This is a genomic window from Staphylococcus succinus, assembly GCF_029024945.1.
In the GTDB taxonomy this organism is placed as follows: domain Bacteria; phylum Bacillota; class Bacilli; order Staphylococcales; family Staphylococcaceae; genus Staphylococcus; species Staphylococcus succinus.
Map to the genome: position 1 here is coordinate 2,121,175 of NZ_CP118976.1, position 23,653 is coordinate 2,144,827.

Annotated in this window: 17 protein-coding genes; 6 read left to right on the forward strand and 11 right to left on the reverse strand. The window is 32.9% G+C overall.

Features of this window, described 5'->3' with window-relative positions:
* Positions 1-60 precede the first annotated feature (60 nt).
* Both nrdE and nrdI read right to left on the reverse strand, forming a co-directional pair.
* The gene (gene nrdE, locus PYW31_RS10310; RefSeq protein ID WP_046837186.1) at positions 61-2,166 is read right to left on the reverse strand and encodes a class 1b ribonucleoside-diphosphate reductase subunit alpha; all 2,106 of its coding nucleotides are present in this window, start codon (positions 2,164-2,166) and stop codon (positions 61-63) included.
* The gene (gene nrdI / locus PYW31_RS10315) at positions 2,129-2,527 is read right to left on the reverse strand and encodes a class Ib ribonucleoside-diphosphate reductase assembly flavoprotein NrdI (protein WP_046837185.1); all 399 of its coding nucleotides are present in this window, start codon (positions 2,525-2,527) and stop codon (positions 2,129-2,131) included. Before nrdI ends, nrdE begins: the two co-directional genes overlap by 38 nt.
* 714 nt (positions 2,528-3,241) lie before the next feature.
* Between nrdI and PYW31_RS10320 the strand changes: the two genes are divergently transcribed.
* The 5 genes from PYW31_RS10320 (at position 3,242) to PYW31_RS10340 (ending at position 9,240) form a co-directional block, all read left to right on the forward strand.
* Entirely contained in the window at positions 3,242-4,129 is an 888-nt protein-coding gene (locus PYW31_RS10320) for a DMT family transporter (RefSeq protein ID WP_046837184.1), read from the forward strand.
* A 14-nt stretch (positions 4,130-4,143) separates the two neighbouring features.
* A complete protein-coding gene (gene queF, locus PYW31_RS10325) occupies positions 4,144-4,644 on the forward strand; it encodes a preQ(1) synthase (RefSeq protein WP_046837183.1) in 501 nt (166 codons plus the stop codon).
* Between the two features lie 284 nt (positions 4,645-4,928).
* Positions 4,929-6,443: a peptide MFS transporter gene (locus tag PYW31_RS10330; RefSeq protein WP_046837182.1), complete on the forward strand. Its 1,515-nt coding sequence runs from the start codon at positions 4,929-4,931 to the stop codon at positions 6,441-6,443.
* A gap of 236 nt (positions 6,444-6,679) precedes the next feature.
* A complete protein-coding gene (locus PYW31_RS10335; RefSeq protein ID WP_046837181.1) occupies positions 6,680-8,188 on the forward strand; it encodes a peptide MFS transporter in 1,509 nt (502 codons plus the stop codon).
* 110 nt (positions 8,189-8,298) lie between these two features.
* The gene (locus PYW31_RS10340) at positions 8,299-9,240 is read left to right on the forward strand and encodes a diacylglycerol/lipid kinase family protein (RefSeq protein WP_103356921.1); all 942 of its coding nucleotides are present in this window, start codon (positions 8,299-8,301) and stop codon (positions 9,238-9,240) included.
* A gap of 134 nt (positions 9,241-9,374) precedes the next feature.
* Here PYW31_RS10340 and PYW31_RS10345 read toward each other — a convergent pair whose 3' ends face one another.
* The 6 genes from PYW31_RS10345 to PYW31_RS10370 all read right to left on the reverse strand — a co-directional run bounded on the left by PYW31_RS10345 (position 9,375) and on the right by PYW31_RS10370 (position 17,928).
* Positions 9,375-9,923 carry a 5' nucleotidase, NT5C type gene (locus PYW31_RS10345; RefSeq protein ID WP_046837179.1) on the reverse strand — a complete coding sequence of 183 codons (549 nt, stop codon included), beginning with the start codon at positions 9,921-9,923 and terminating at the stop codon, positions 9,375-9,377.
* Between the two features lie 277 nt (positions 9,924-10,200).
* Positions 10,201-11,256, reverse strand: coding sequence for a histidinol-phosphate transaminase (hisC, locus tag PYW31_RS10350; RefSeq protein WP_046837178.1), 1,056 nt, complete (start codon positions 11,254-11,256; stop codon positions 10,201-10,203).
* A 188-nt stretch (positions 11,257-11,444) separates the two neighbouring features.
* A complete protein-coding gene (locus PYW31_RS10355; RefSeq protein WP_046837177.1) occupies positions 11,445-12,959 on the reverse strand; it encodes an ABC transporter permease/substrate-binding protein in 1,515 nt (504 codons plus the stop codon).
* Positions 12,959-13,921, reverse strand: a complete 963-nt coding sequence (locus PYW31_RS10360) for an ABC transporter ATP-binding protein (protein WP_046837176.1) — start codon at positions 13,919-13,921, stop codon at positions 12,959-12,961. The genes PYW31_RS10355 and PYW31_RS10360 overlap by 1 nt, the downstream gene beginning before the upstream one ends.
* A 334-nt stretch (positions 13,922-14,255) precedes the next feature.
* Positions 14,256-16,034 carry a DNA helicase RecQ gene (gene recQ / locus PYW31_RS10365; RefSeq protein WP_046837175.1) on the reverse strand — a complete coding sequence of 593 codons (1,779 nt, stop codon included), beginning with the start codon at positions 16,032-16,034 and terminating at the stop codon, positions 14,256-14,258.
* A 13-nt stretch (positions 16,035-16,047) separates the two neighbouring features.
* Positions 16,048-17,928 carry an ABC-F family ATP-binding cassette domain-containing protein gene (locus tag PYW31_RS10370; RefSeq protein ID WP_046837174.1) on the reverse strand — a complete coding sequence of 627 codons (1,881 nt, stop codon included), beginning with the start codon at positions 17,926-17,928 and terminating at the stop codon, positions 16,048-16,050.
* A 112-nt stretch (positions 17,929-18,040) separates the two neighbouring features.
* Here PYW31_RS10370 and PYW31_RS10375 point away from each other — a divergent pair, with 112 nt between their 5' ends.
* On the forward strand, positions 18,041-18,859 hold the full coding sequence (locus tag PYW31_RS10375) for a ZIP family metal transporter (RefSeq protein WP_046837173.1): 819 nt from the start codon (positions 18,041-18,043) through the stop codon (positions 18,857-18,859).
* A 149-nt stretch (positions 18,860-19,008) separates the two neighbouring features.
* On the opposite strand, the gene ltaS is transcribed toward PYW31_RS10375, so the two are convergent.
* From ltaS to PYW31_RS10390, 3 genes are all read right to left on the reverse strand, one after another.
* A complete protein-coding gene (gene ltaS / locus PYW31_RS10380) occupies positions 19,009-20,949 on the reverse strand; it encodes a polyglycerol-phosphate lipoteichoic acid synthase LtaS (protein WP_046837172.1) in 1,941 nt (646 codons plus the stop codon).
* Positions 20,950-21,730: 781 nt separating this feature from the next.
* A complete protein-coding gene (locus tag PYW31_RS10385) occupies positions 21,731-22,735 on the reverse strand; it encodes a 5-oxoprolinase subunit C family protein (RefSeq protein WP_046837171.1) in 1,005 nt (334 codons plus the stop codon).
* A complete protein-coding gene (locus PYW31_RS10390) occupies positions 22,723-23,430 on the reverse strand; it encodes a 5-oxoprolinase subunit B family protein (RefSeq protein ID WP_046837170.1) in 708 nt (235 codons plus the stop codon). The genes PYW31_RS10385 and PYW31_RS10390 overlap by 13 nt, the downstream gene beginning before the upstream one ends.
* Positions 23,431-23,653: the final 223 nt, after the last annotated feature.

The following is a 23,653-nucleotide window of genomic DNA, read 5'->3' on the forward strand; positions in this document are numbered from 1 at the left end:
ACAGCCTAATCTTTTATGAAAATTAGGCTGCTTCTAGATACCACTGTTTTTATTTTGATCTTATATTGAGCAACTTGTACATTCTTCAACGCTTAATAATTTATTTCTAGTGTAGTATAAAGATTTTAACCCTTTATGATGTGCATAAACGTATAATCTAGATAACTCACGCGTAGATATTTCAGAATTAACATAAAGAATTGTAGAAATTCCTTGGTCAACATGTGTTTGAATTGTTGAGATTAAGTCTATAAGTTTCATTTGGTCTGTGTTAAATGCAGACTTGTAATACCACATTGTTTCTGGTGATAGGAAAGGCATAGGATAAAATGTTTCAGCATTGCCGTAAGTACGACGTTCAATTTGATCTACAATCGGCATAACAGAGCTTGTTGCGTTTTGTACATAAGAAATACTTTGTGTTGGTGCAATCGCTAAACGATAAGCATGGAATAAACCATGTTTTTCCACTTCTTTTTGTAATGCTTTCCAATCTTCAGGAGTTGGAATTTCTAAACCATCAAACAATTTACGTACTTTTTCATATTTAGGTGCAAATGTTTGTGATGTATAAAATTCAAAATATTTACCATTGGCATAATCAGATTGTTCAAATCCGCTATATACTTCTTGACGTTCTTTTGCAATACCCATAGAACGTTCAATAGAGTAATAATTCATCATCATAAAGAAGATGTTAGCAAAGTCTTTCGCTTCTTCTGACTCATAACCAATTTTATTTTTAGCCAAGTAACCATGTAAGTTCATTACGCCTAAACCTACAGAATGTAACTCACTATTTGCTTTTCTCACACCAGGTGCATTTTGAATATCTGCTTCATCACTTACTACAGTCAACGCATCCATACCTGTGTGTACTGAGTCTTTGAACTTGCCAGACTCCATAACATTAACGATATTTAATGAACCAAGGTTACAAGAGATGTCACGTTTAATTTCATCTTCAATACCATAGTCATTGATAATTGATGTTTCTTGTAGTTGGAAAATTTCAGTACATAAGTTACTCATTTTAATTTGACCAATATCTGAGTTAGCATGTACTTTATTCGCATTATCTTTGAACATTAAATAAGGATAACCCGATTGCAATTGTGTTTGTGCAATCATATTTAACATTTCACGTGCATCTTTTTTCTTTTTGTCTACATTAGGATTTGCTACTAAATCGTCATAGTACTCATCAAGATTAATATCATCTAAAGTTACACCGTATTCGTTATAAACTGTATGTGGTGCAAACATATGGAAATCTTTACCTTCTTTTGCTAAATCAAAGAATTTAGACGGTACAATTAAACCTGTTGAAATTGTAGACAAACGTAAATCTTCATCAGCATTTACCTTTTTCGTATCTAAGAATTCTTCAACATCATAATGGAAGATGTTTAAATATACTGCACCTGCACCTGGACGTTGACCTAGTTGGTCAGCATAACTAAAACCGCCTTCTAATGATTTCGCAACTGGTAGCACACCTTTTGCTACGCCTTTGATGCCTTTGATTGCTTCACCACGTGCACGTAATTTTGATAAATTAATTGCTACGCCGCCACCAATTTTACTTAATTGTTTTGCAGTCGCATCAATAAAGTTGATGGAATTCAAACTATCATCCACTTCTAATAAGAAACATGAAACAAGTTCCCCACGACGCGCACGGCCAGCATTTAAAAATGTCGGAGTCGCAGGTTGGTAACGTTGTTCAATCATCGCAGAAACAAACTGTCTAGCAGTTTCTTTATGGCCATTTGCTAAATATAACGAAACTATCACAACATGTTGTTTATAATCTTCTAAATATTGACTTTTATCATTTGTTTTTAAAGCATAATCTTTAAAAAATTTACTTGCTGACATATAACTAGCAAAATTAAATTCGATATTTTTAGCAAATTCAGTGATTTCTATTAAGTCATCTTCTGAATATTTTTTAAACACATCGAAATAGAAGTCATTATCAACGAGATAACGGAGACGTTCAATTTCAGTATCAAAATAAATGGTCTTATCTTGAATCTCCTGTAAATATACTTCTAATGCTTCTTGATCTTTTTCCAAATTGAAAAAGCCATTCTCTTTACGTTTGGTAACTTCATTGTTTAACTCAATATGATTGTATTTCTTCTCGTCTATTATCTTCATTGAAATGTCCCACCTTATCTTTAAATTCGCTAATATCGTCTAATGTGCCTTGTACTTCAAACTTCATTAATAAAGGCACTTTGTAACGTTCCGAAATGGAGCGTCCAGCCTTTGCAAAATTTTGTCCCCAGTTACGGTTTCCGCTCGCTGCAACGGCTCTAATTAAGTCATTGTTCATATCTAAAAATGATTGGACAGGTTGTGGTACTTCACCAAATCCTATCGTTCCAGTGACCAATATGAATGGTTCATCTATTCGCTCAGTGCAATTATTTTGCGTAATTTCTAAAGTATTACTTACTTCCGCACGCTTTATAAATCTACGCACATTACCTGAAAAAGAAAAGTATACCACCTTCATCGGACCACCTTCTTTCTATTAATGATTTAACAAATATGAAAAATTCGCCTTTTTATATTTAAAGTTATGGTACTGGGGTCTTAAATGACGCGTTAGTATTAACTTATTGAGGTGACCACAATATATAGTAATTGTAATATCTATATGTAGTCATGTAAAAACTCATTTTTTAGGCATTAATACTATTTTTGTCATGATTAAAAGCCCAAAACAGTGTTATTTTACTTAAAATTTGGTTTATTATAAATAAATTAAACACGTACCAAAACACTATATATTGTGTTTCGTCTTGGTAACAAATACTATATTATGTGTTTCATTATACATAAGTCCAGAGCCGATTAAAAGGCTTTAATTTTCAACAAAATGGTGAATGATGAATGGAAATGGCACCAATTCAACCCTAAACAGATATTTTACTTATTGAAAAAATTTTTTTGCTGAAATTAAGGTTATTTTATTTGCTTTTTCCAAAAATCATATAAGGCTTGATGCACCGTCATTTAAGTCAAAACCTGCATTCCTAGTGATCTAAATAAATTAAAAATTTTATATTTTCAATCTACTTATTTTTTCACTATTATAAGTTGTTAAAGAACATTTGTTCGTGTATGTATCTTAATATATAAATTCCCTATTTTCAAGCATATATACACGCTTATCTCTTTTATGCTAATATGAATACGTTAAAAATTAAAAATTGAGGCGATATATGTGAATCCTAAAGTTAAGGGTATCATTGCTATCTTAATTTCAGCAGTTGGATTTAGCTTTATGTCTGTATTCTTTAGATTAGCTGGGGACTTACCAGTTTTTCAAAAGTCACTTGCTCGAAATTTAGTAGCTATGTTCATTCCGTTATATTTTATTTTCAAATATAAACAACCATTGTTCGGCAAATTGAGCAGCCAACCTCTATTAATCACTAGATCTACTCTAGGTTTAATCGGTGTATTGTTAAATATTTATGCGATAGACCATATGATTTTAAGTGATGCTGATACGTTGATGAAACTTAACCCGTTTTGGACAATTTTATTAAGTTTACTCTTCTTAAATGAAAAAGTGCGCAATTACCAATTCATTGCTATGATTGTAGCCATTTTTGGTATGCTATTTGTTGTTAAGCCCGAGTTCTCTTCTTCCATGATTCCAGCAGTTGGCGGATTATTCTCCGGTATCTTTGCTGCTAGCGCTTATACATGTGTAAGAGCATTGAGTACTCGTGAAGCACCATATACTATTGTTTTTTATTTTTCATTCTTTTCTATTATAGTATTAATACCATTTACTATATTTACGTTTGAACCTATGTCAATGATGCAAATCATCTATCTCATTGGTGCAGGTATCTCTGCTGCTGCAGGACAAATAGGTATTACACTTGCTTATAGTTATGCACCAGCTAAAGACATATCTATATTTACTTATGCATCAATTATATTTACAGCATTATTCGGATTGATCTTATTTGGAGAATCACCTGATTTGTATGCAATTCTAGGCTATATTATTATTATAGGCGCAAGCTATTATATGTTTGAGAAAGCACGCCGACAGCCCCTCACAATTCAAAAAGAGACACATAAACCAAAACACTAAAGGAGCGATATATTATGTCTGAAGGACGCAATAAAACGCAATTAGAAGATATTACTTTATTAGGTAATCAAAATAACAAATATGAATTTGATTATACACCTAATGTTTTAGAATCATTCGATAACAAACATCAAGGCCGCGATTATTTTGTGAAATTTAACTGTCCAGAATTCACCTCTTTATGCCCTATTACTGGTCAGCCTGATTTCGCTACAATTTATATTTCTTACATCCCTAATATTAAAATGGTAGAATCGAAATCTTTAAAGCTCTATTTATTTAGCTTTAGAAACCATGGTGATTTTCACGAAGACTGCATGAATATTATTATGAATGATCTTATTGATTTGATGGATCCACACTACATTGAAGTTTGGGGAAAATTCACACCTCGTGGTGGAATTTCAATCGATCCTTATACAAACTATGGTCGTCCTGATTCTAAATATGAAAAAATGGCAGAACATCGTTTAATGAATCATGATCTTTATCCAGAAAAAATAGATAATAGATAACTATTTTTTATCTACGCCTCAACTACAATGATTGAAATTTTGGGATATTAATATATGTCTACCATCATTAAACCATCGACTAAGTCACATGATTTAGCTGATGGTTTTTTGTATGCTTTCACGGGGATAAATTACTAAACTTTAATATGACATTCTCCCCCTATGTTCATAGTTTTTTAATGTATAGTGTGAAAGTTACTTATATTTGAATAATTCAGGGACACACTTGTTTTTTTTATAAAAACAGTATAGAATAAATCCAACCATTTAAGGGGAGGGAAATTATGAAAAAAGTTAATCATAGTCACGAAGAAATCATGAAAAGCATTCCAAACAAAGGTTTCTTCGGACATCCAAAAGGACTAAGCACACTATTCTTGACTGAGTTTTGGGAGAGATTCAGTTATTATGGTATGAAAGCCATATTAATTTTCTATCTATATTATAGTGTTGCTGACGGTGGCTTCGGGCTTAGCCAAGCAGTTGCTATGCAAATTGTTGCTATTTACGGAACTTTAATTTATATGTCTGGTCTTATCGGAGGGTGGATTGCAGATCGGATTACTGGAACTCAAGATGCCGTCTTCTATGGCGGGTTCCTCATCATGTTTGGACATATCCTATTATCCATTCCGGGTAATTTAACAGCAGCAATGATAGCTTTACTTCTAATTATCGCAGGTACAGGGTTATTAAAACCAAATATCTCTACTACTGTTGGTGAATTATATGAACGCAATGATCCAAGACGTGATGCAGCATTTACGTTATTTTACATGGGGATTAATTTAGGGGCATTGCTTTCACCTTTAATTACTGGGCAATTGCAAACTAAAATTGGTTTCCACGCTGGTTTTTTAGCAGCAGCAATTGGAATGTTTTTTGGTCTTATCGTTTTTGCACTCAAACGTAAAAAGAATTTAGGGTTAGCTGGTCGCAATGTGCCAATACCGTTAACAAGACCAGAAATCAAAAAATTCGTACTTATTACTGTTGGCGTTATCGTTTTATTCTTAATATATTTATGGATTCTACATTTAAATAATGCCTTAACATTAGGTAACTTTAGTTTCTTAATTACACTGTTAGGTATTGTGTTACCGGTATACATATTCCTTAATATGATATTAAGTAAGAATATAACAAAAGATGAACGTTCACGTGTTTATAGTTATGTACCTTTATATATTACTTCCGTGGCTTTCTGGATGATTCAAGAACAAGGTTCAACGATACTTGCAACATTTGCAGATAAAAAAACACAATTAGAAATGTCAGAATTAACAAATGGTTTAATTGATTTTTCAATACCTGCAGCATGGGCACAGTCATTAAATCCCATTTTCATTGTGCTCTTGGCACCAATTTTCGCAACACTTTGGATGAAATTAGGAAAGTACAACCCGCCTACCGTACACAAATTTGCTATCGGCACGATTATCGCGGGCTTATCCTATTTAATTATGATTATTCCATTAGCTACAGGCAACGCGTTAATCAATCCATTATGGCTTGTACTCAGTTTCTTATTGATTACGATTGGTGAACTTTGTATCTCACCAGTAGGTTTATCTACAACTACTAAATTAGCACCAATAACGTTCACTGCACGTATGATGAGCCTATGGATGCTAAGTAATGCAACTGCACAAGGGCTTAACGCTCAACTTGTTGTTGTCTATACAAAGATGAATCAAAGTGACTACTTTATGTACTCAGGCCTTATCGCTGTAATAATTGGTATTCTATTACTGATTTTTTCACCAAAAGTAAGACGTGCTATGAAAGGCGTATATTAAAAATACACTCTGTACTTTTCCAAAACAGTAGTGGTACCTAATCGTACCCTACTGTTTTATTTTTTTCTAAAACAATGAATACTACCACTCAAATAAATTTAATGCAATTCATTACAAAAATTAACTGAATATTTAGAATATTGCTATTTTGAGAATATTATTGAAATTCAATTATATAAGGAGTAAAATGTTTTTTATATATTTTTACAGGGAGCAAGAAAGGACGGGAATGTTTTATGCAAAATCAAGATACAGCCCAAGATCAAGCTGTCCAATCAATTCCTCAAAGAGGCTTCTTTGGACACCCTAAAGGACTAGGTGTTTTATTCTTTGTTGAATTTTGGGAAAGATTCAGCTATTACGGTATGCGCGCATTACTTATTTTCTATATGTATTTTGCTATAAAAGATGGCGGCCTAGGTATGGACAAAGCAACTGCTCAATCCGTTATGGCAGTCTACGGCGCACTTATTTATATGACTTCGGTACTTGGAGGATGGATTGCAGATAGAATTACAGGAACACGTACAGCTACCTTAATAGGTGGCGTCTTAATTATTATAGGTCATATATGCTTAAGTTTACCTTTCGCAGCAGTCGGACTATTTGTATCTATGTTCTTTATTATCGTTGGTTCTGGATTAATGAAACCAAATATTTCAAATATTGTCGGTAGATTATACCCTCAAAATGATTTACGTTTAGATGCTGGTTTCGTTATTTTCTATATGGCTGTAAACTTAGGTGGTCTACTGTCACCTTTAATATTAAATCAATTTGTTGATTCTGGTGACTTTCATGCAGGCTTCTTAATAGCTGCAGTCGGAATGGCACTTGGTTTAATTTGGTACATTATATTTAATAGAAAAAATTTAGGGTCAATTGGGATGACAGCTTCCAACCCATTAAATCAAAGCGAAAAAAAGAAATTTACAATTTTATTTGCAGCAGCAATTATACTGATTGTAGTCGTTTTACTTGTTACAGGGTTAACTGGGACGCTATCATTTAATTTAGTCAGTACAACAGTGCTTGTAATCGGCGTACTTTTACCAATTATTTACTTTACGATTATGATACGTAGTAAGGATGTAACACCTGATGAGCGTTCACGAGTAATCGCGTTTATCCCACTATTTATCTTAGGCGTACTCTTTTGGTCTATCCAAGAACAAGGCGCTAATGTATTGAATATTTACGCCTTTGAAAGTTCAGATATGACATTAAATATTTTTGGATGGACAACAGGTTTCGGTCCTGCATTATTCCAATCTATTAACCCATTGTTTATCGTATTGCTCGCACCGATAGTTTCTATCATTTGGGCAAAAATGGCTAAACGCCAACCAAGTCTAGCAACTAAATTTGTATTAGGGACACTTTTAGCTGGTGCTTCCTATATTATGATTGCGTTAATTGGTCATTCAGCAGGAAATGCAACTGTGAGTGTCAATTGGGTGATTCTATCGTATATTATTTGTGTAATTGGCGAATTATGTTTATCACCTACGGGTAACAGCGCAGCAGTCAAACTTGCTCCAAAAGCATTTAATGCGCAAATGATGAGTTTATGGTTATTAACAAATGCATGTGCCCAAGCTATTAATGGAACATTAGTAAAATTAATCGAACCGCTTGGCTATAAGAACTATTTCTTATTCTTAGGTTCGATTGCTATTATTGTCAGTCTCATTATTCTTGCATTTGTACCTAAAATCATTAAAGGCATGCGTGGTATTAAGTAATACTTACATTCTGACTACTAAAGATATATCTTTAGTAGTTTTTTTTATTTTTTAAGAAAATAGGGTAAAATTAGGAAGTAATAAAAACTAAAAGAAATATGGTGAATCGATTGAGTAATACAAAATATAATCACGGTGTAATATTTTATCATGAACATTCCGGTATCAAAGATATTTTTAGAGGTCTGGGGGACGTCGCATCTTCACTAACTACTTTTTGTAAACATCTCTCTATTCAATTAAGTGAAAATGAAGGCGATATTCTCAAGTACTGTCAAAAAATAAAAGATGGTAGTTATAGTGATGATGTCGATATTATTTTCATTTTAGGTGGAGATGGGACCGTTAATGAACTTATCAACGGCGTCATGCAAAGTGAATTAGAGATCCCTATCGGCATTATTCCAGGTGGTACATTTAACGATTTTGTAAAAACCTTAAACTTAAATCCAAGACATAAGGTTGCGAGTCAACAATTAATAGAAGCTGAATTAAAATCTTATGATGTAATGAAAGTAAATGGACAATACGCATTGAATTTTGTTGGTCTTGGGCTGATTGTGCAAAACGCCGAAAATGTTCAAAATGGAAACAAAGATGTATTTGGTAAATTGAGTTATGTAGGCTCTACTGTAAAAACATTACTTAACCCAGAGCATTTTGATTATAAAGTGACTGTTGATGACAAGACAATTGATGGAAACACATCTATGCTTGTAGTAGCCAATGGTCCCTTCATAGGCGGTAGCCGTATTCCATTAACTGATTTATCACCGAGTGATGGTTATCTCAATATGTTTATATTTAAAGAACAAGGTTCTAGTGTGTTAAACGACGTATTTAAACAACGTGATAGCATGAATTGGAACAATATGACTGATGGTATCCAGCATGTCTTAGGCAAGACAATCACTGTGGAAACAGAGCCACAGGCAAAAGTAGATATCGATGGCGAAATCGCCTTAGAAACGCCGCTTCAGATTGAAGTCATTCCTGAGGCAGTACAAATTTTGACATTAATTGATGACGATCAAAATAATCAAACAACATAAAACAATTGAACTTCACATTATTGTTTCACATGAAATAAAAGGTGATACCCGCTATATGGGTATCACCTTTTTAAAATTAAAATATACTACAATAGACATTAGCCACGTGTGTTTATCAAAATAATAGACAAATATTAAATATTATATTCAATATCCCCTAAGAAATAATTTTCTACGTCTTTCCAGTTATTTACTCGTGCAAATCTATCATCATGAATGTTATGCGAAGCTGTGTACATAATTGGTGTACCAGTAAATATACTCAACTGTCTTGGATTATCATCAATTAAATAATCAGCCTTCACAATATTTTTACGTCCACAAAAAACAAATTGTTGTGGATCTAAAAATGAAAAATGCTCTCTCAACCAAGCGTATTTATCATGAAACGATGTTGGCACATCCATCGCTGCAGTCGCAATATAAACATCATAATGCGCAGTTAATTTTTTAACAACATCTTGGGCATCTTCCATAATTTCAAGTTTTTTGAAAAAGCCAGGTTCACGTAAGATTTCTGTTAATAAGCCGTCATGTTCAGGCATCGCATGTCTTAATTTCTTCCCGTCCAACATATCATAAGAGATATCCAAATCTGTACGTTTATTTACATCATTAATAAGCGCACCTACTGTATCAGCTAAAACTTCATCCATATCGATAGCAATTGATTTTCTTGTCATTTACTACTCCTACTTCCTTTTAAATATCTTTATTCAACATACTTAAATGTCACAATAAAGCATTATAATCATCAAACTTAACTTAATGTTACCGCATATCATTATAGCAAAGAATGCTCATAGAAAAGCAAATTACACGCATAGTTTTAATATCATTCTTTTGTTATATGCTTTCTATAACATTTCAAACATGTATAGCTAACACTCATTTCATTACAATACTTCGTAATACATAATTTAGTTTGGCGAACGCTTGTATATACCTAAGTTTCTTTATTTATAAATCAAAATGTTTCAATACTTCAATCATTTTATCATTATGTTCTGGGAAGCCTATCGTAATACGGACACCATTGGGAAATTCTCTAGTAATACAACCTACATTCAAAAAGGCTTCGTATAAGTCATGAGGTTTATTTGTATTAATATAAACAAAATTCGTTTGGCTTGGATAAAAGGCATTACTATTTTCAAGTTCAAAAAATTTCGCTCTTTCTTGAGCATTACGTTCACGTATAGATGTCAAATACGCTTGATCTTCTAAGGCTGCTAATGCAGCATATTCAGATAAACGTCCTACGTTAAATGGTGGACGAATAATGTTCCATTTTTCAATGGCTTCTTTTGCTGCTACTACATAGCCAATACGCATGCCAGCTAAGCCATATGCTTTAGAAAATGTACGTAGTAAAAAGGCATTTGAAAATTGTTGTTGTAATGCCAACGTATTAGGAAAATCATCAGCAGTGACAAATTCTACATATGCTTCATCTATAATGACAGGAATATGACTAGGTACGCGTTGTAAAAATTGTTGTAATTCATCGTGTGGGACATAAGTGCCCGTTGGATTATTTGGATTACACAACCATACAAGCTTTGTATCATCATCTATCTCTGCCAATATACCTTCTAAATCAAAATAGCCTTTATTTAATGGAACTTGAGTGACATTCGCTGATTCAACAATCGCATTATGATAATATTGACCAAATGTCATTTCACTCGTTACAATCTTATCTCCTACCGTTAACACTGCACGTGAAATCATTAAAATTACTTCATCTAAACCTGCACCAAATAAAATACGAGATGCATCGACGTCTAAATGTTTGCTAATTGCTTCCTTGATTAATGGAGAACCCGTTTCAGGATAAAAATGTAATTCATCTAAGTGAGATTGAATTGCTTCTTTTACCTTTGGTGATGGACCATATAAATTTTCATTAGAAGCTAACTTATATAATTCACCTTCAATTCCATATGCCTCTTTTAATGCTCTAGGTGATAAACCTGGTTGATATGCTGATAATTGCTCAATTTGTTTTTTCATCGTTGTTACGGTCCTCCTTAAATTTACAGAAATTTCAAAACTTATTAACCATTATAAACCTTTATAGTGTTGAAAACAATGCTCCCTCTAACTCCATTTTTACTTTGTTAGTAATAAAATAAGCATCCACTCATGATACATATTTAAAGATATGTTTCATGAGTGGATGCTTGCAAAAAGACCAGCGTTTAATTTATTAAATGATGTTTTTCTAAATAGTTTCGAGCAACTTGATAAGGGTCTTTTTTCTTAACTGTTACCTCATAATTCATTTGTTGCATATCTTCGTTTGAAATTTTACCAGCTAATTTATTAAGTGGATCTTTAATTTCAGGATGTGCTTTTAAATATGATTTTTTAAACATTGGTGCGCCTTGATATGGCGGGAATACGTGTTTATCATCCCTTAATACGACCATATTATATTGTTTTAATTCAGCATCTGTTGAATACGCATCTATTAAATTAATATCTCCACTTTTAACAGCTTGGTAACGTAATTTAGGCTCCATTGTTTTGATATTATCAACATGTAGATGATAAGCTTTTTGCACAGCTGGATAACCATCTTCTCGATCGTTAAATTCCATTGTGAAGCCAGGTTTGATCTCACTACTCACTTTATTTAAATCCCCAATTGTCTTAAGATTATGCTTCTTAGCAAAATCTTTTTTTACTGCTAAAGCATAAGTGTTATTGTATTTCATTGGTTTCAACATAGTCATACCTTTTTTATCTTCTAAACTAGATTTAGCTTGATGGTATACCTTGTCTTCTTGCTTAGACTTCAAATCTTCCTTAGTTAATTCACCTAGCACAGTCCCCGTAAACTCAAGATAGCCATCAATATCGTCTGATTTTAAGGCATTAAAAAGAAATGAAGTTTTACCCATACCATCTTTCACTTCGACTGTGTCATCTGTTTCTTCTTCAATTAAAATTTTATACATATTAGTAATCACTGATGGCTCTGAACCTAACTTACCCGCTAATGTTACTTTATCACCTTTTTGGGCTAATATCGGCGCAATAATGACAAGAAGCAATAAAAGAATAATACAGGCCAAGGAAATGACTAATTTTTTATACGATAGCTTTTGCATGTAACGCAATACTAAATCAAATAATATAGCCAATAAAGCTGCTGGTATTGCTCCAATAAGAATTAAGGAGCTATCATTTCTATCAATACCAAGTAATATGAGATCTCCCAATCCACCTGCTCCAATTAACGCTGCTAACGTAGCAGTCCCAATAATTAGGACCATTGCTGTACGCAACCCTGCCATGATTACAGGCATCGCAATTGGCAATTCTACTTTTGCTAACCTGCGTCCCGGTTTCATTCCTATGCCTTTGGCAGCCTCAACTAAAGAGGAATCCACCTCACTTATCCCTGTATATGTATTTCTCAAAATAGGTAATAAGGCATAAACAACTAAGGCAATAACTGCAGGGACTTTGCCAATACCAAATAATGGAATCATTAGACCAAGTAAAGCTAATGATGGGATTGTTTGCAATATAGCTGCTATATTCATAACGATTTCTGATACCTTGCGCGTTTTCGTTAATAATATACCGAGAGGTACACCGATGAATGCAGCAATCAATAATGCTAGAAATGAAATTTGGATATGCTCAAAAATAGTAGTTATTAATTGCCCTTTACGTTCAGAAAGTGTACGAATGAATTCATTCATCAATTTTGACCTCCTTTACGAAAATCTGACAAAAACTTAAACATATCCTCTCGTTTAAGCACACATTGTGTTGACTTTGTATTATCTTCAATAATAATCGCCTCATGTTCTGCTAAATCAGCGTAAACTTCTTTTACTAACTGATCACTACTAAATATAGGATACCCTTTGGTTATTACTTGTTCATCAATGCTTAGATTTCCAGTAACTTCCGATAACTTTATATCATTAATCGACAATTTAGCTTTATCACCTATAAATTGTTTTACAAAATCATTATTAGGATGAGTAACAAATCCATTAGGGGTATCGATTTGTTCAACGTGACCTTCATTTAATAAACAAATACGATCACCTAACTTCATTGCTTCTTCAATATCATGAGTTACAAAAACGATTGTCTTTTTAATTTTTTGTTGTAATTTTATTAAATCATCTTGTAACTTTTCTCGACTAATAGGATCCAAAGCACTGAAAGGTTCATCCATTAATATGACTGGAGGATCAGCTGCTAGCGCTCGTACAACCCCTACACGTTGACGCTGTCCACCAGATAATTCCTCTGGCTTTCGTGCTTTGTATAATTCTGGTTCTAGGCCTACCATGTCCAATAATTCATCGATTCGAGCCTCGATATCTTGCTCTTTCCACTTCTTCATTTGAGGTACTTGTGCAATATTCTCTCTAATAGTCATATGTGGGAATAATGCAATTTGTTGTAAAACATAGCCAATATCCCATCTCATTTCATAAACGGGATATTCACTGATAGGTTTATTTTTAAAATAAATATAACCATTAGATAATGTAATTAAACGGTTTATCATTTTTAATGTTGTTGTCTTTCCACACCCTGATGGGCCGATTAATACAAAGAATTCTCCTTCTTCAATGTTAAAGCTTATATCATCTACTGCTGTTTTAGTCCCATATTTTTTTACTACATTTTTAAATTCTATCACTTTGTCACCTTCACTTTAATTTACTCTTTAGTATCATTCATTCCCATTTGAATTCATTATTCCCTAATTACAATTTTTTTATGTATTATCAGAAGGATTTTTTGAAATAAATATTCTTCAAAAGCATATTACGTACAATTCGTTGTATAAATAAAAATAGCAAAGTTAAACACATACAAAACATATAAGAAACGCATAACGTGCCTTAATATATTATGAATATCGAAATTAACTTTGCTATTTTAAGTAGATTTATTAAAAAATAAGAAAACATTTAATTTACTTTTAAAATTTTGTTGATGAAATATGTTCAAATTACAATTATTGAAGTAACTTATATTTGAGCTTTATAGGATTGAATTGTTTCTAAAAACATAGGGCAATAATGTTTTAATTTATAGCTTCCCACCCCATCAATGGAGATCATATCCTGTTTTGATTCTGGTTTTCTTTTGGCAAATTCCTCGAGTGTATAATCAGAAAATATACTCACTGGCGCGATGCCAAGATTCTCACTTAATTGTTTACGCACTGCAATCAATTCGTCAAATAATGCTCGATCAACACCTTCTACAGTATTGATATTAACTTTCTCTTTTGTCTTACGTTTAAATGGTGTAGTAAATATAGTAATTTCGTCACTTAACAACGCTTTTACAGATTTATCACATGTAAGGATTTCATCGTGCTCATTTAAGAAACCCTTAAATCTTAATTCATCAATAAGATGACTTAAATCTGATGTTGTGTACTGCTTCATAATACCATGCGTAGATAACTCATTATAATCACAATAACGAATATAATCGGAATCTTCACCACGTAACACTTGGATAATAACACTATAACTTTCTTTCTGTTTCATACGGGCGATACAACTGACAATCATTTTTGCTTCATTTGTCATGTCATATGTTTTATTTTCTCTTGTACAATTACTACATTGCTTACATTCTTCCAATTTTTCATTTGGTTCAAAATAATGTACAAGTGTCGCTTCTAAACACTTTTTGGTTTTTGTGTAGAGAATCATTTTTGTGAGCTTTTCACCCATTTTATCTTTATAATCATCATCTGCGCGCGATGATGATATAAAATATTGATGTAAACCAATGTCGCGTTCACTAAACAATAAAATACAATTACTATTCAATCCATCACGCCCTGCACGGCCAGCTTCTTGATAATAAGACTCTAAATCACCAGGCATATTATAATGAATAACAAAACGCACATTGGACTTATCAATCCCCATACCAAACGCATTTGTAGCAACAACTACTCGCACGCGATCATACACAAAATCATTTTGTGCTGCTTCACGTTCTTTATTTGATAAGCCAGCATGGTAGCTTGTGCTATTAATTCCTTTATCTTCTAATGCTTCTTGTAATTCTTCAACTTGCTTACGCGTGGAACAATAAATAATACCCGCTTCATTTTTATGAGACGTAACATATTCCATCACAAATTTTTGTCTCTGATAGGTAGGATTAACCTGAAAGACTAAATTACGTCGTTTGGTGCTTGTTTTAACCTCATTATTTTTACTAATGTTAAGGCGTTCCATGATATCTTTTTGAACTTCAATCGTTGCTGTTGCTGTGAGCGCCACAATAGCAAAATCTTGAGGTAAAGCAAACACTTTATGAATAACGTCTTGATAGCTCGGTCTGAAATCATGTCCCCACTTTGAAATACAGTGGGCTTCGTCAAACGCAACTAAATGTATTTTTAACTGTTGTAATAAACTAATAAAATAACCATTATCAAAGCGTTCAGGTGCTACATATAAAAACTGAATTTCGCCATTCCTCAATTGCGTTTCAATCGCTTTCTGTTGCTTTTGAGTTAAGCTACTATTCAAATATGCCGCGCGTATACCCATGGCCTTTAATTGATCAACTTGGTCTTTCATCAATGAGATTAATGGGCTGATTACAATTGTTGTTCCGCCTAGCATTAATCCTGGTACTTGATAACAAATTGATTTTCCCCCGCCAGTAGGTAAAACACCTAACACATTATGATGATCCATTACTCTTGATATAATTTCCTTTTGGCCTGGACGAAATGTGTCATAACCAAAATAATGCGATAAAGTTGATTCCATGTTATAAGATCCCTCATTGTTCTTTTAGTTCTTCAAGTTCACTCCATCTTGCAATATCTTCTTCATACGTTTGATTAAGACGTTGCTGTTCTTCGCTTAATTCTTTGATTTTTGCGTAGTCTGAACTTGCATTTGCCATTTCTTCGTCTATTGTTTCTAATCTCTGTTCTGTAGTGTCAATACGTTCAATAATTGTTTCATACTCTTGCTTCTCTTTATAAGATAGACCTTTTTTCTTCTTTCTTTCAGTAGGTTGCTTAACTTTACTTTGCTGTTTTTGTTGATCTTGAACCTTATCTTGGTCTTTTTTATATGCTTCATAATCTTCAAAAGTACCAATGATACGGTCCATTTTACCATCATGAATATACCAATATTCTTGAGCTACTTTATTTAAAAAGTATCTATCATGACTTACTGTAATTACTGATCCACCAAACGTACTAATATAATCTTCAAGTATCGTTAATGTTTCAGTATCTAAATCATTAGTTGGTTCATCTAATAAGAGCACATTCGGTTGATGCACTAACAATTTTAACAAGTATAACCTTTTTTGTTCTCCGCCAGATAATTTGTATATTTTTTTGCCGTGTGTTGCACTTGGGAATAAAAAACGTTCAAGTAATTGTGTGATTGAAACTGACGTGCCATCTTTTTCTTTAGCGACTTCACTTTCTTCTCTCAAATAATCAATCATTCTTACGTCCCGTTCTAAACGTTCTTCAGTTTGTTTAAAATAGGCAACTTTCACGGTTTGACCAATTTTTAAATTTCCATCAAAATCTTGATCTTCTCCACTTAAAATATTCAATAACGTTGTTTTTCCTGCTCCATTAGGTCCAACGATACCGATTTGTTGCCCACTTTGAATGATTTGAGTAATATCTTCGAAAAGTGTGACATTGTTAATATGCTTACTCAGATTTTCCATTTCAAAGACTTGCTTTCCTAGCCTAGAATAGGCAAGATTTAAAGAAGCTTTATCTTGTTGATGTTGGTTTTTTACATCTTGTTCTAAATCATTAAACCTATTTTTACGTGCTTGCTGTTTCGTAGAACGTGCTTTAACGCCTGCGCGCATCCATGCAAGTTCTTGTTTATATAACGATTGTTGTTTAGCTTGTTGCTTTTGTTCTATTATTTCATTTTCAGCACGCTGTTCAATATACGCTTCATAATTCCCCTCATATGTAGCTAACTTACCTCTATCTAATTCAATAATTCGAGAAGATACTTCATTTAAAAAGTAACGGTCATGGGTAACAAATAGCACAGTATGTGGGTACTGTTTTACATAATTAATGAGCCAGTTGATAGATTCAAAGTCTAGATGGTTTGTAGGTTCATCTAATAATAATAAATCAGGTTGCTCAATTAAAGTCTTAGCTAATCCCACTCTTTTTTGTTGACCTCCAGATAGTTCGCTTACTTCCTTTGTCGTATCATTGATACCTAATTTAGAAAGAATCGTTTTAATTTCAGAACTATAATCCCAAGCTTGATGCGTATCCATTGCTTCTTGTGCTTGCATCATTCTTTGGAAATCTGACTCACTCTGCGTGTCGTTGTATTGTTTCATGGCAGCTTCATAAGTTCTGATAATTTCTAACGTCTTTGTCTCTGAGGTTAATACCGCTTCAAATACGGACATCCCTTTATCAAAGTCTTGCTTTTGAGATGAATAACGTATGCGATAGGAGTTGGGATGAGAAATTTCAGCTTCATAATCTTCATCTTGTCCGGCGATAACTTGTAACAGCGTACTTTTTCCTGTGCCATTAATGCCAACGAGACCTATCTTTTCACCTTCTGAAATCGATAGGTGTAAATCATCAAAAATTACTTTGTCGGCATATGATTTGTGTAAATGTTCTATTTTGTAAGCTTCCATCGTCCAACATCCTTTTTAATATCGATTATTACAATTAATTCTGTTAAAATTAATTTCAGTTCCATATATTATACACCTTTTTGATTACAAATGATACAAAGGAGACAAGCTTATGTCGGAATTTTTCCAAGACTTACCTCCTTATATCCAAGCATTAATAGCTGGCATTATTACTTGGCTACTAACTGCGTTAGGAGCAGCGGCAGTATTTGTTTTTAAACGCGTGAATGATAAGATTCTAAATTCTATGCAAGGATTCGCTGCCGGCATCATGATTGCTGCGAGTTTCTGGTCTCTGTTACAGCCAGCCATTGATTATGGTAAAGATGCATCGCTTCCATGGTTACCAGCTGCAATCGGTTTTTTGTTGGGTGGATTATTTATTCGTGCCTTAGATTTAGTTATTCCTCATATACATCCCAACACCAAAGATACAAATCAGTTTCATGAGGGTGTAGGTACTAAAAAACTCAATAAAAACACGTTACTTGTTTTAGCCATTACGCTTCACAACATACCAGAAGGACTATCTATTGGTGTTGCTTTCGGTGGTATTGTTGCCGGGAATGGTCAAGCTACGTTTTTAGGAGCATTAGGATTAGCCATAGGTATAGGTATTCAAAATATTCCTGAAGGCGCCGCATTATCTATGCCTATTCGTGCTGCAGGTGCTACAAGATGGAAAGCATTCAACTATGGTCAAGCATCTGCAATTGTAGAACCTATATTCGCTATGATTGGTGCAGCAGCTGTATTAGTTATTACACCTATGTTACCATACGCTTTAGCTTTTGCTGCAGGCGCAATGATATTTGTAGTCGTTGAAGAACTCATCCCTGATTCACAAGCAAGTAATAATACAGATCTGGCAACATTAAGTTTAATGCTAGGTTTCACTATTATGATGATACTCGATGTTGCACTTGGATGAGGAAATATATTAATATCTATTACTTTATTAAAAATACGATTAAAGCTTATAAGCTTTAATCGTATTTTTATGCTTCAACACATTCAGCAATTATATCCTAAAAAAAGAACTAACACACCTTCACTAGGTGTATTAGTTCTTAAACATTATTATTTTTTCTCTTGTCCTTTAGGACCAGGTTTATATTCATAATTCGATGGTTTTATTTTTTTGAAATCTGGATTGTCATAGAATCTGAACAAGTCACCATTAAGTACATTATCGCTCATTTCTAAATCTTTTTCAGATTGTTGTTTACGTTTTTCAAAATCTTTAGGTTTTTCTGTTACCGGTTCATTATTCTTATTATCATAAATTCTACCATTTACATATTTATAATCTTTCGTTACAAAGTCTCCATTTCTGAAAGGAACTGTATCATCATGATCTTTAGATAATAAGTCTGTACCCATCATTAAGTAATTCTTCGTATCGATACCCATTAAATGTAATATTGTAGGCATAACATCTGCTTGACCAGCATATGTTTTATCTACTGTACCTTCTTTACCAGGAATTTTCAGCCAGAAACCAGTACGATTTAAATCAGTAAATTTCGCCGGTGTAATATCTTCACCTAATAATTTTTCCATCGCTTTATTATGGTTTTCAGAGATACCATAGTGATCACCATAAATCATAATAACCGAGTCGTCATAAAGACCTTTTTTCTTCAATTCACTTACAAATTGTTCTAATGATTCATCTAAATATCTTGCTGTTTGTACATAACCATCTACTGTTGAGTCGCCTGTATTAGGTCTCTCAATTGATGCGTCTTCTGGAGAAACTGTAAATGGATAGTGATTTGTTAATGTAATTAAATGACTATAGAACGGTTGTTTTTCTTTTGCTAAATAGTCAGTCGATTCTTTAAATAGCTCTTTATCTTTTAGCCCTAAGTTTTCAAGATTATCTTGTGACATATCATAATATGTTGCATCATAAAACTTATCTACGCCAAAGTGTTTATAAACTTGATCACGGTTCCAGAATGTTTTGTAGTCTCCGTGCATAACACTAGAAGTGTAACCTTGCTTTTGATCGAGAATTGCCGGTAGTGATTGGAACGTATTGTCACCTTTCAATGAAAATGCTGAACCTTGTGGCAAACCGAACAAACTATTATCCATCGTAAACTCAGAATCTGACGTCTTGCCTTGTCCTGTTTGATGGAAGAAATTCGGATAATATCTATATCCTTCTTTACCTGTAGAAAGTTTGTTCAAGAATGGTGTAACTTCTTGACCATTTACTTTTTTATTAATCAAGAAAGTTTGGAAACTTTCTAAATGGATTTTGATAATATTTTTCTTCTTAGCCGCTCCATAATATTCTGGATTAGGCTCTGTTTGTTTTTGTTTTGTATAATTTAATACTTTAGTTAAATCATCTTCATTTGCTAAAGCTTTTTGTTGATTATTTTCAATCGTTTTAACGCCATCATAAACTGTGAAGTTATATGGACCTAAGTATTTCACTAAATATTTATGGTCAAACGTACGTGTTAATAACTCTGGACGATCTGATTCAGCAAAAGCTAAGTTCAAGAAGAACAGTGCTACTGAAGCTGCCATAATCACTGGTACAAATTTCTTACTAAATACACGTTTATCAAACCATTTTTGTTTAAAGATCAACATAAACAGGTAAACGATTGTATCCGTAAAGTAGATAAAATCATACCATTTAAACGAGGCGGTAACTGCACCACCCATTGACTCTACATTTCCTACTTGGTTCAGTGTACTAAATGTTAAAAAGTCAGAGAAGAATCTAAAGTATACAACGTTAGCATATAATAAAAAACTTAATAAGAATCCACCAATAAAGATGAACCAAAAAGCTTTCTTCCCTTTGAAGAATAAGAAAATACTTAATACTAAAGCGATTAAACTATATGGATTCATTAATAAGATTAAGTTTTGTACTAATCCTTTAACACCTAAAGAAAAATCGACGTAATATGAAAAGTACGTTTTCAAGGTGACTGTTATCACCGTCAAAATAAAAAACGCAAAAAGAGTCAGTTTCTTTTTGTGTAAACTCATGTTTGTTTCCCCCGATTTTAGATTAATATAGGCTGGAAAAATATCCGCGCCTAGTAAATACTTGGCAAAATTTCTGTTAATAATGCCCTATTTAGTTATGTATCCAATGTAAATAGAGACACAGGTCGTTATTGGCGAAAGTTACATTCTTTAGGTTGGAAATTCATACTCCTTCTCATAAAATCTTACATTATGATATAGACATCAAAATTTCACTGCTTTAAAAGTTCAATTGTCATTATTAATAATATTAATTTTCCATGTATTCTTAAGATTATTGTTGTTTATTTCAAGTAACAAAATGCATGTATATAAACATCACATATTAACCTTTAATGTTCTTTTTACATTCTTTATCGTTTTGTAATCTTACTGTAACAAAACGTATACAGTTCAATTAATTAATATAAAGCAATAGTAGTCAAATATCAAGTAAAAACACACTTTTTACGAGAAATAAAGCTATTTGTTCGGCTTTATGAATGCCTTATTAACGCCACGTTAATACATTATTAAGAAATAATATGCTTTTTAATTATACTCTGATTAGAAATGATATTAATCGGACTATAGTCGCAGACAAAATAACATATTGATTATAGCTAGATTACAAAGTATTTTCTTTTTTCTAAACCATAGTATCGAGATACTAATTCTTATGTATATTTTAAGTTTATAGAAAAAGCTAGCGTAAGCGATAAAACTTACACGCTTTACTCTAGCAATTTTCTCTTAGCTCAGTATTTTTATATTTAATTCATTACCTTTTTATAAATACTTATTATTTCAACATTTCTAACTGCATTCTATATTCAATACCATGAAAAAGTTGATTTAACCAATTTGTATATTTAATTAAATTCTTTTCAGCACTTTCAATATCGATAAATTGAAATTTCAATTTTGCGCCCTGTGGTTTTTGTCCTATTTTAGTTAAATGATAACTTGCAATTGTTCCTATTTGAGGATAACTACCTAATGTATAATGATCATTTAATAAAATAATTGGCGTTCCATCTCTTTTTACTTGTATCGTACCTCTTTGCACGGATTGATGTGCCGGCATATCCTCATAAAATGCTTTTACGGGAGCACCTTCAACTAACATACCTGCTCTATTTGCTTTACTAGTCACTTTATATTCATCAAGAACAAAACGATTCAGTACATCTTTTTTGAAATCTTCTGTTCCTTTATTTTTGATTACGTGAAATACATCGGACATATAATTAAAAGAAAGTGCATAACCATCAATACCCCAGTCTGTTTCATGTTTATCTTCTAAGTTTTCGAAGAGTTTATGATGGCGTTCTGTATAATTACGCTTCATATTAACTTCGTCCCCTTTTTGCAACTGACGCCCATGAAATCCACCAATTTGTGACTTGAAGTCGGTTGAAGTAGAACCTAACCATTCGTCTAATTCAAAACCGCCGCCCACAGCTAGATATACTCTAGATGTACGACTTGTTTCAGTAAAGACGATTACATCACCTTTTTCCATTAAATATAGTTTGTTAGGGATAATTTTCAGATTTTCTGTTTTAGCTTTAAAATTACCACCACTAAGTGCAATTAATGTAGGTTCAGTAAAACGTATACGTGCCATTCTATTTGTCATTTCTAATGTTGCTTCTCGTTTATCATTCGCCACGAGTCTATTAGCTATTTCATGTGATAATGGATCCAATGCACCACCAGGAATCACACCATCATGTTCATACCCTTGGCGACCAAAGTCTTGAAAGCTTGAAAATAAGCCTTCATCTTCTATTATAATTGACATGGTTTAAAGCCTCCTAAATCCAACGCTTCTTTTGTCGTAGGCTTAAATATGACATTATCGCCTAATTTTAATTTAGTAAACTCGGTTTGATCAGGATTAAACAAACGAACCGGTGTATATCCAATAACCAACCAATCTCCGTATGTATCAGTTGTAGTAATTCCCGTCTTTTTGCCTTCAATAATAACTGATCCAGCAGGTATAAAACTCTTTTTTCCACCTGTATGATTTACAAATAAACGCTTTGTCATTCCAGTTAGATACGGAAACCCAGGTGAGTAACCCATCATGGAGACAAAATAAGTTGGTTTTGTATGTAACTTTATAAATTTATCCATATCCATCTTATAATGAGCAAGTAAGGTATCTAAATCAGGTCCAAATGTTCCACCATATATAACAGGGATCTCCATAGCTGTTGTGTTTTTATCCTCGTGCTTTATTTCTAATTGCACCGATTGCATCAATGCTTTCATATATAAAAAGGGAGAGATAATATGATGATGCTTAATCATGTCTCGAGCATCATAACAAATCATCATATCTGATTCTGTTGGTACTATTTCTGTAATAAATGGATAGTTTTTTTCAATTAAATAATTTTTTAAAGCTAACAAATCTTCTGTTAAATCCTTAGAGACCTCTTTTTCTATAGAAACCACTATAGCTTGGTCACCTTGGCTATATATCTTCATAGATTCACCTCATAAATTGTTACTAATGATAAAATACATTGAGTCCCTGAACTATATAATTCATCAGCGCTTTCACTAAAAAATAGACAAAAACAAACTGAATGATACAAAAAATTGTGACAACAATTTGTGCAATGAAAACCGATTGTTTTTTTAGCAAATGATTTGTAATCCATTTCGTAAGCACAGTTAACATCATAATTGCCAGTAACCATATCAATAT

Bases quoted from the DNA above. Each gene is read 5' to 3' on its own strand.
- PYW31_RS10385 (WP_046837171.1), bottom strand. From the start codon at position 22,735: ATGTCAATTATAATAGAAGATGAAGGCTTATTTTCAAGCTTTCAAGAC.
- ltaS (WP_046837172.1), bottom strand. From the start codon at position 20,949: ATGAGTTTACACAAAAAGAAACTGACTCTTTTTGCGTTTTTTATTTTG.
- nrdI (WP_046837185.1), bottom strand. From the start codon at position 2,527: ATGAAGGTGGTATACTTTTCTTTTTCAGGTAATGTGCGTAGATTTATA.
- recQ (WP_046837175.1), bottom strand. From the start codon at position 16,034: ATGGAATCAACTTTATCGCATTATTTTGGTTATGACACATTTCGTCCA.
- PYW31_RS10330 (WP_046837182.1), top strand. From the start codon at position 4,929: ATGAAAAAAGTTAATCATAGTCACGAAGAAATCATGAAAAGCATTCCA.
- hisC (WP_046837178.1), bottom strand. From the start codon at position 11,256: ATGAAAAAACAAATTGAGCAATTATCAGCATATCAACCAGGTTTATCA.
- PYW31_RS10370 (WP_046837174.1), bottom strand. From the start codon at position 17,928: ATGGAAGCTTACAAAATAGAACATTTACACAAATCATATGCCGACAAA.
- PYW31_RS10390 (WP_046837170.1), bottom strand. From the start codon at position 23,430: ATGAAGATATATAGCCAAGGTGACCAAGCTATAGTGGTTTCTATAGAA.
- PYW31_RS10345 (WP_046837179.1), bottom strand. From the start codon at position 9,923: ATGACAAGAAAATCAATTGCTATCGATATGGATGAAGTTTTAGCTGAT.
- queF (WP_046837183.1), top strand. From the start codon at position 4,144: ATGTCTGAAGGACGCAATAAAACGCAATTAGAAGATATTACTTTATTA.
- PYW31_RS10375 (WP_046837173.1), top strand. From the start codon at position 18,041: ATGTCGGAATTTTTCCAAGACTTACCTCCTTATATCCAAGCATTAATA.
- nrdE (WP_046837186.1), bottom strand. From the start codon at position 2,166: ATGAAGATAATAGACGAGAAGAAATACAATCATATTGAGTTAAACAAT.
- PYW31_RS10335 (WP_046837181.1), top strand. From the start codon at position 6,680: ATGCAAAATCAAGATACAGCCCAAGATCAAGCTGTCCAATCAATTCCT.
- PYW31_RS10355 (WP_046837177.1), bottom strand. From the start codon at position 12,959: ATGAATGAATTCATTCGTACACTTTCTGAACGTAAAGGGCAATTAATA.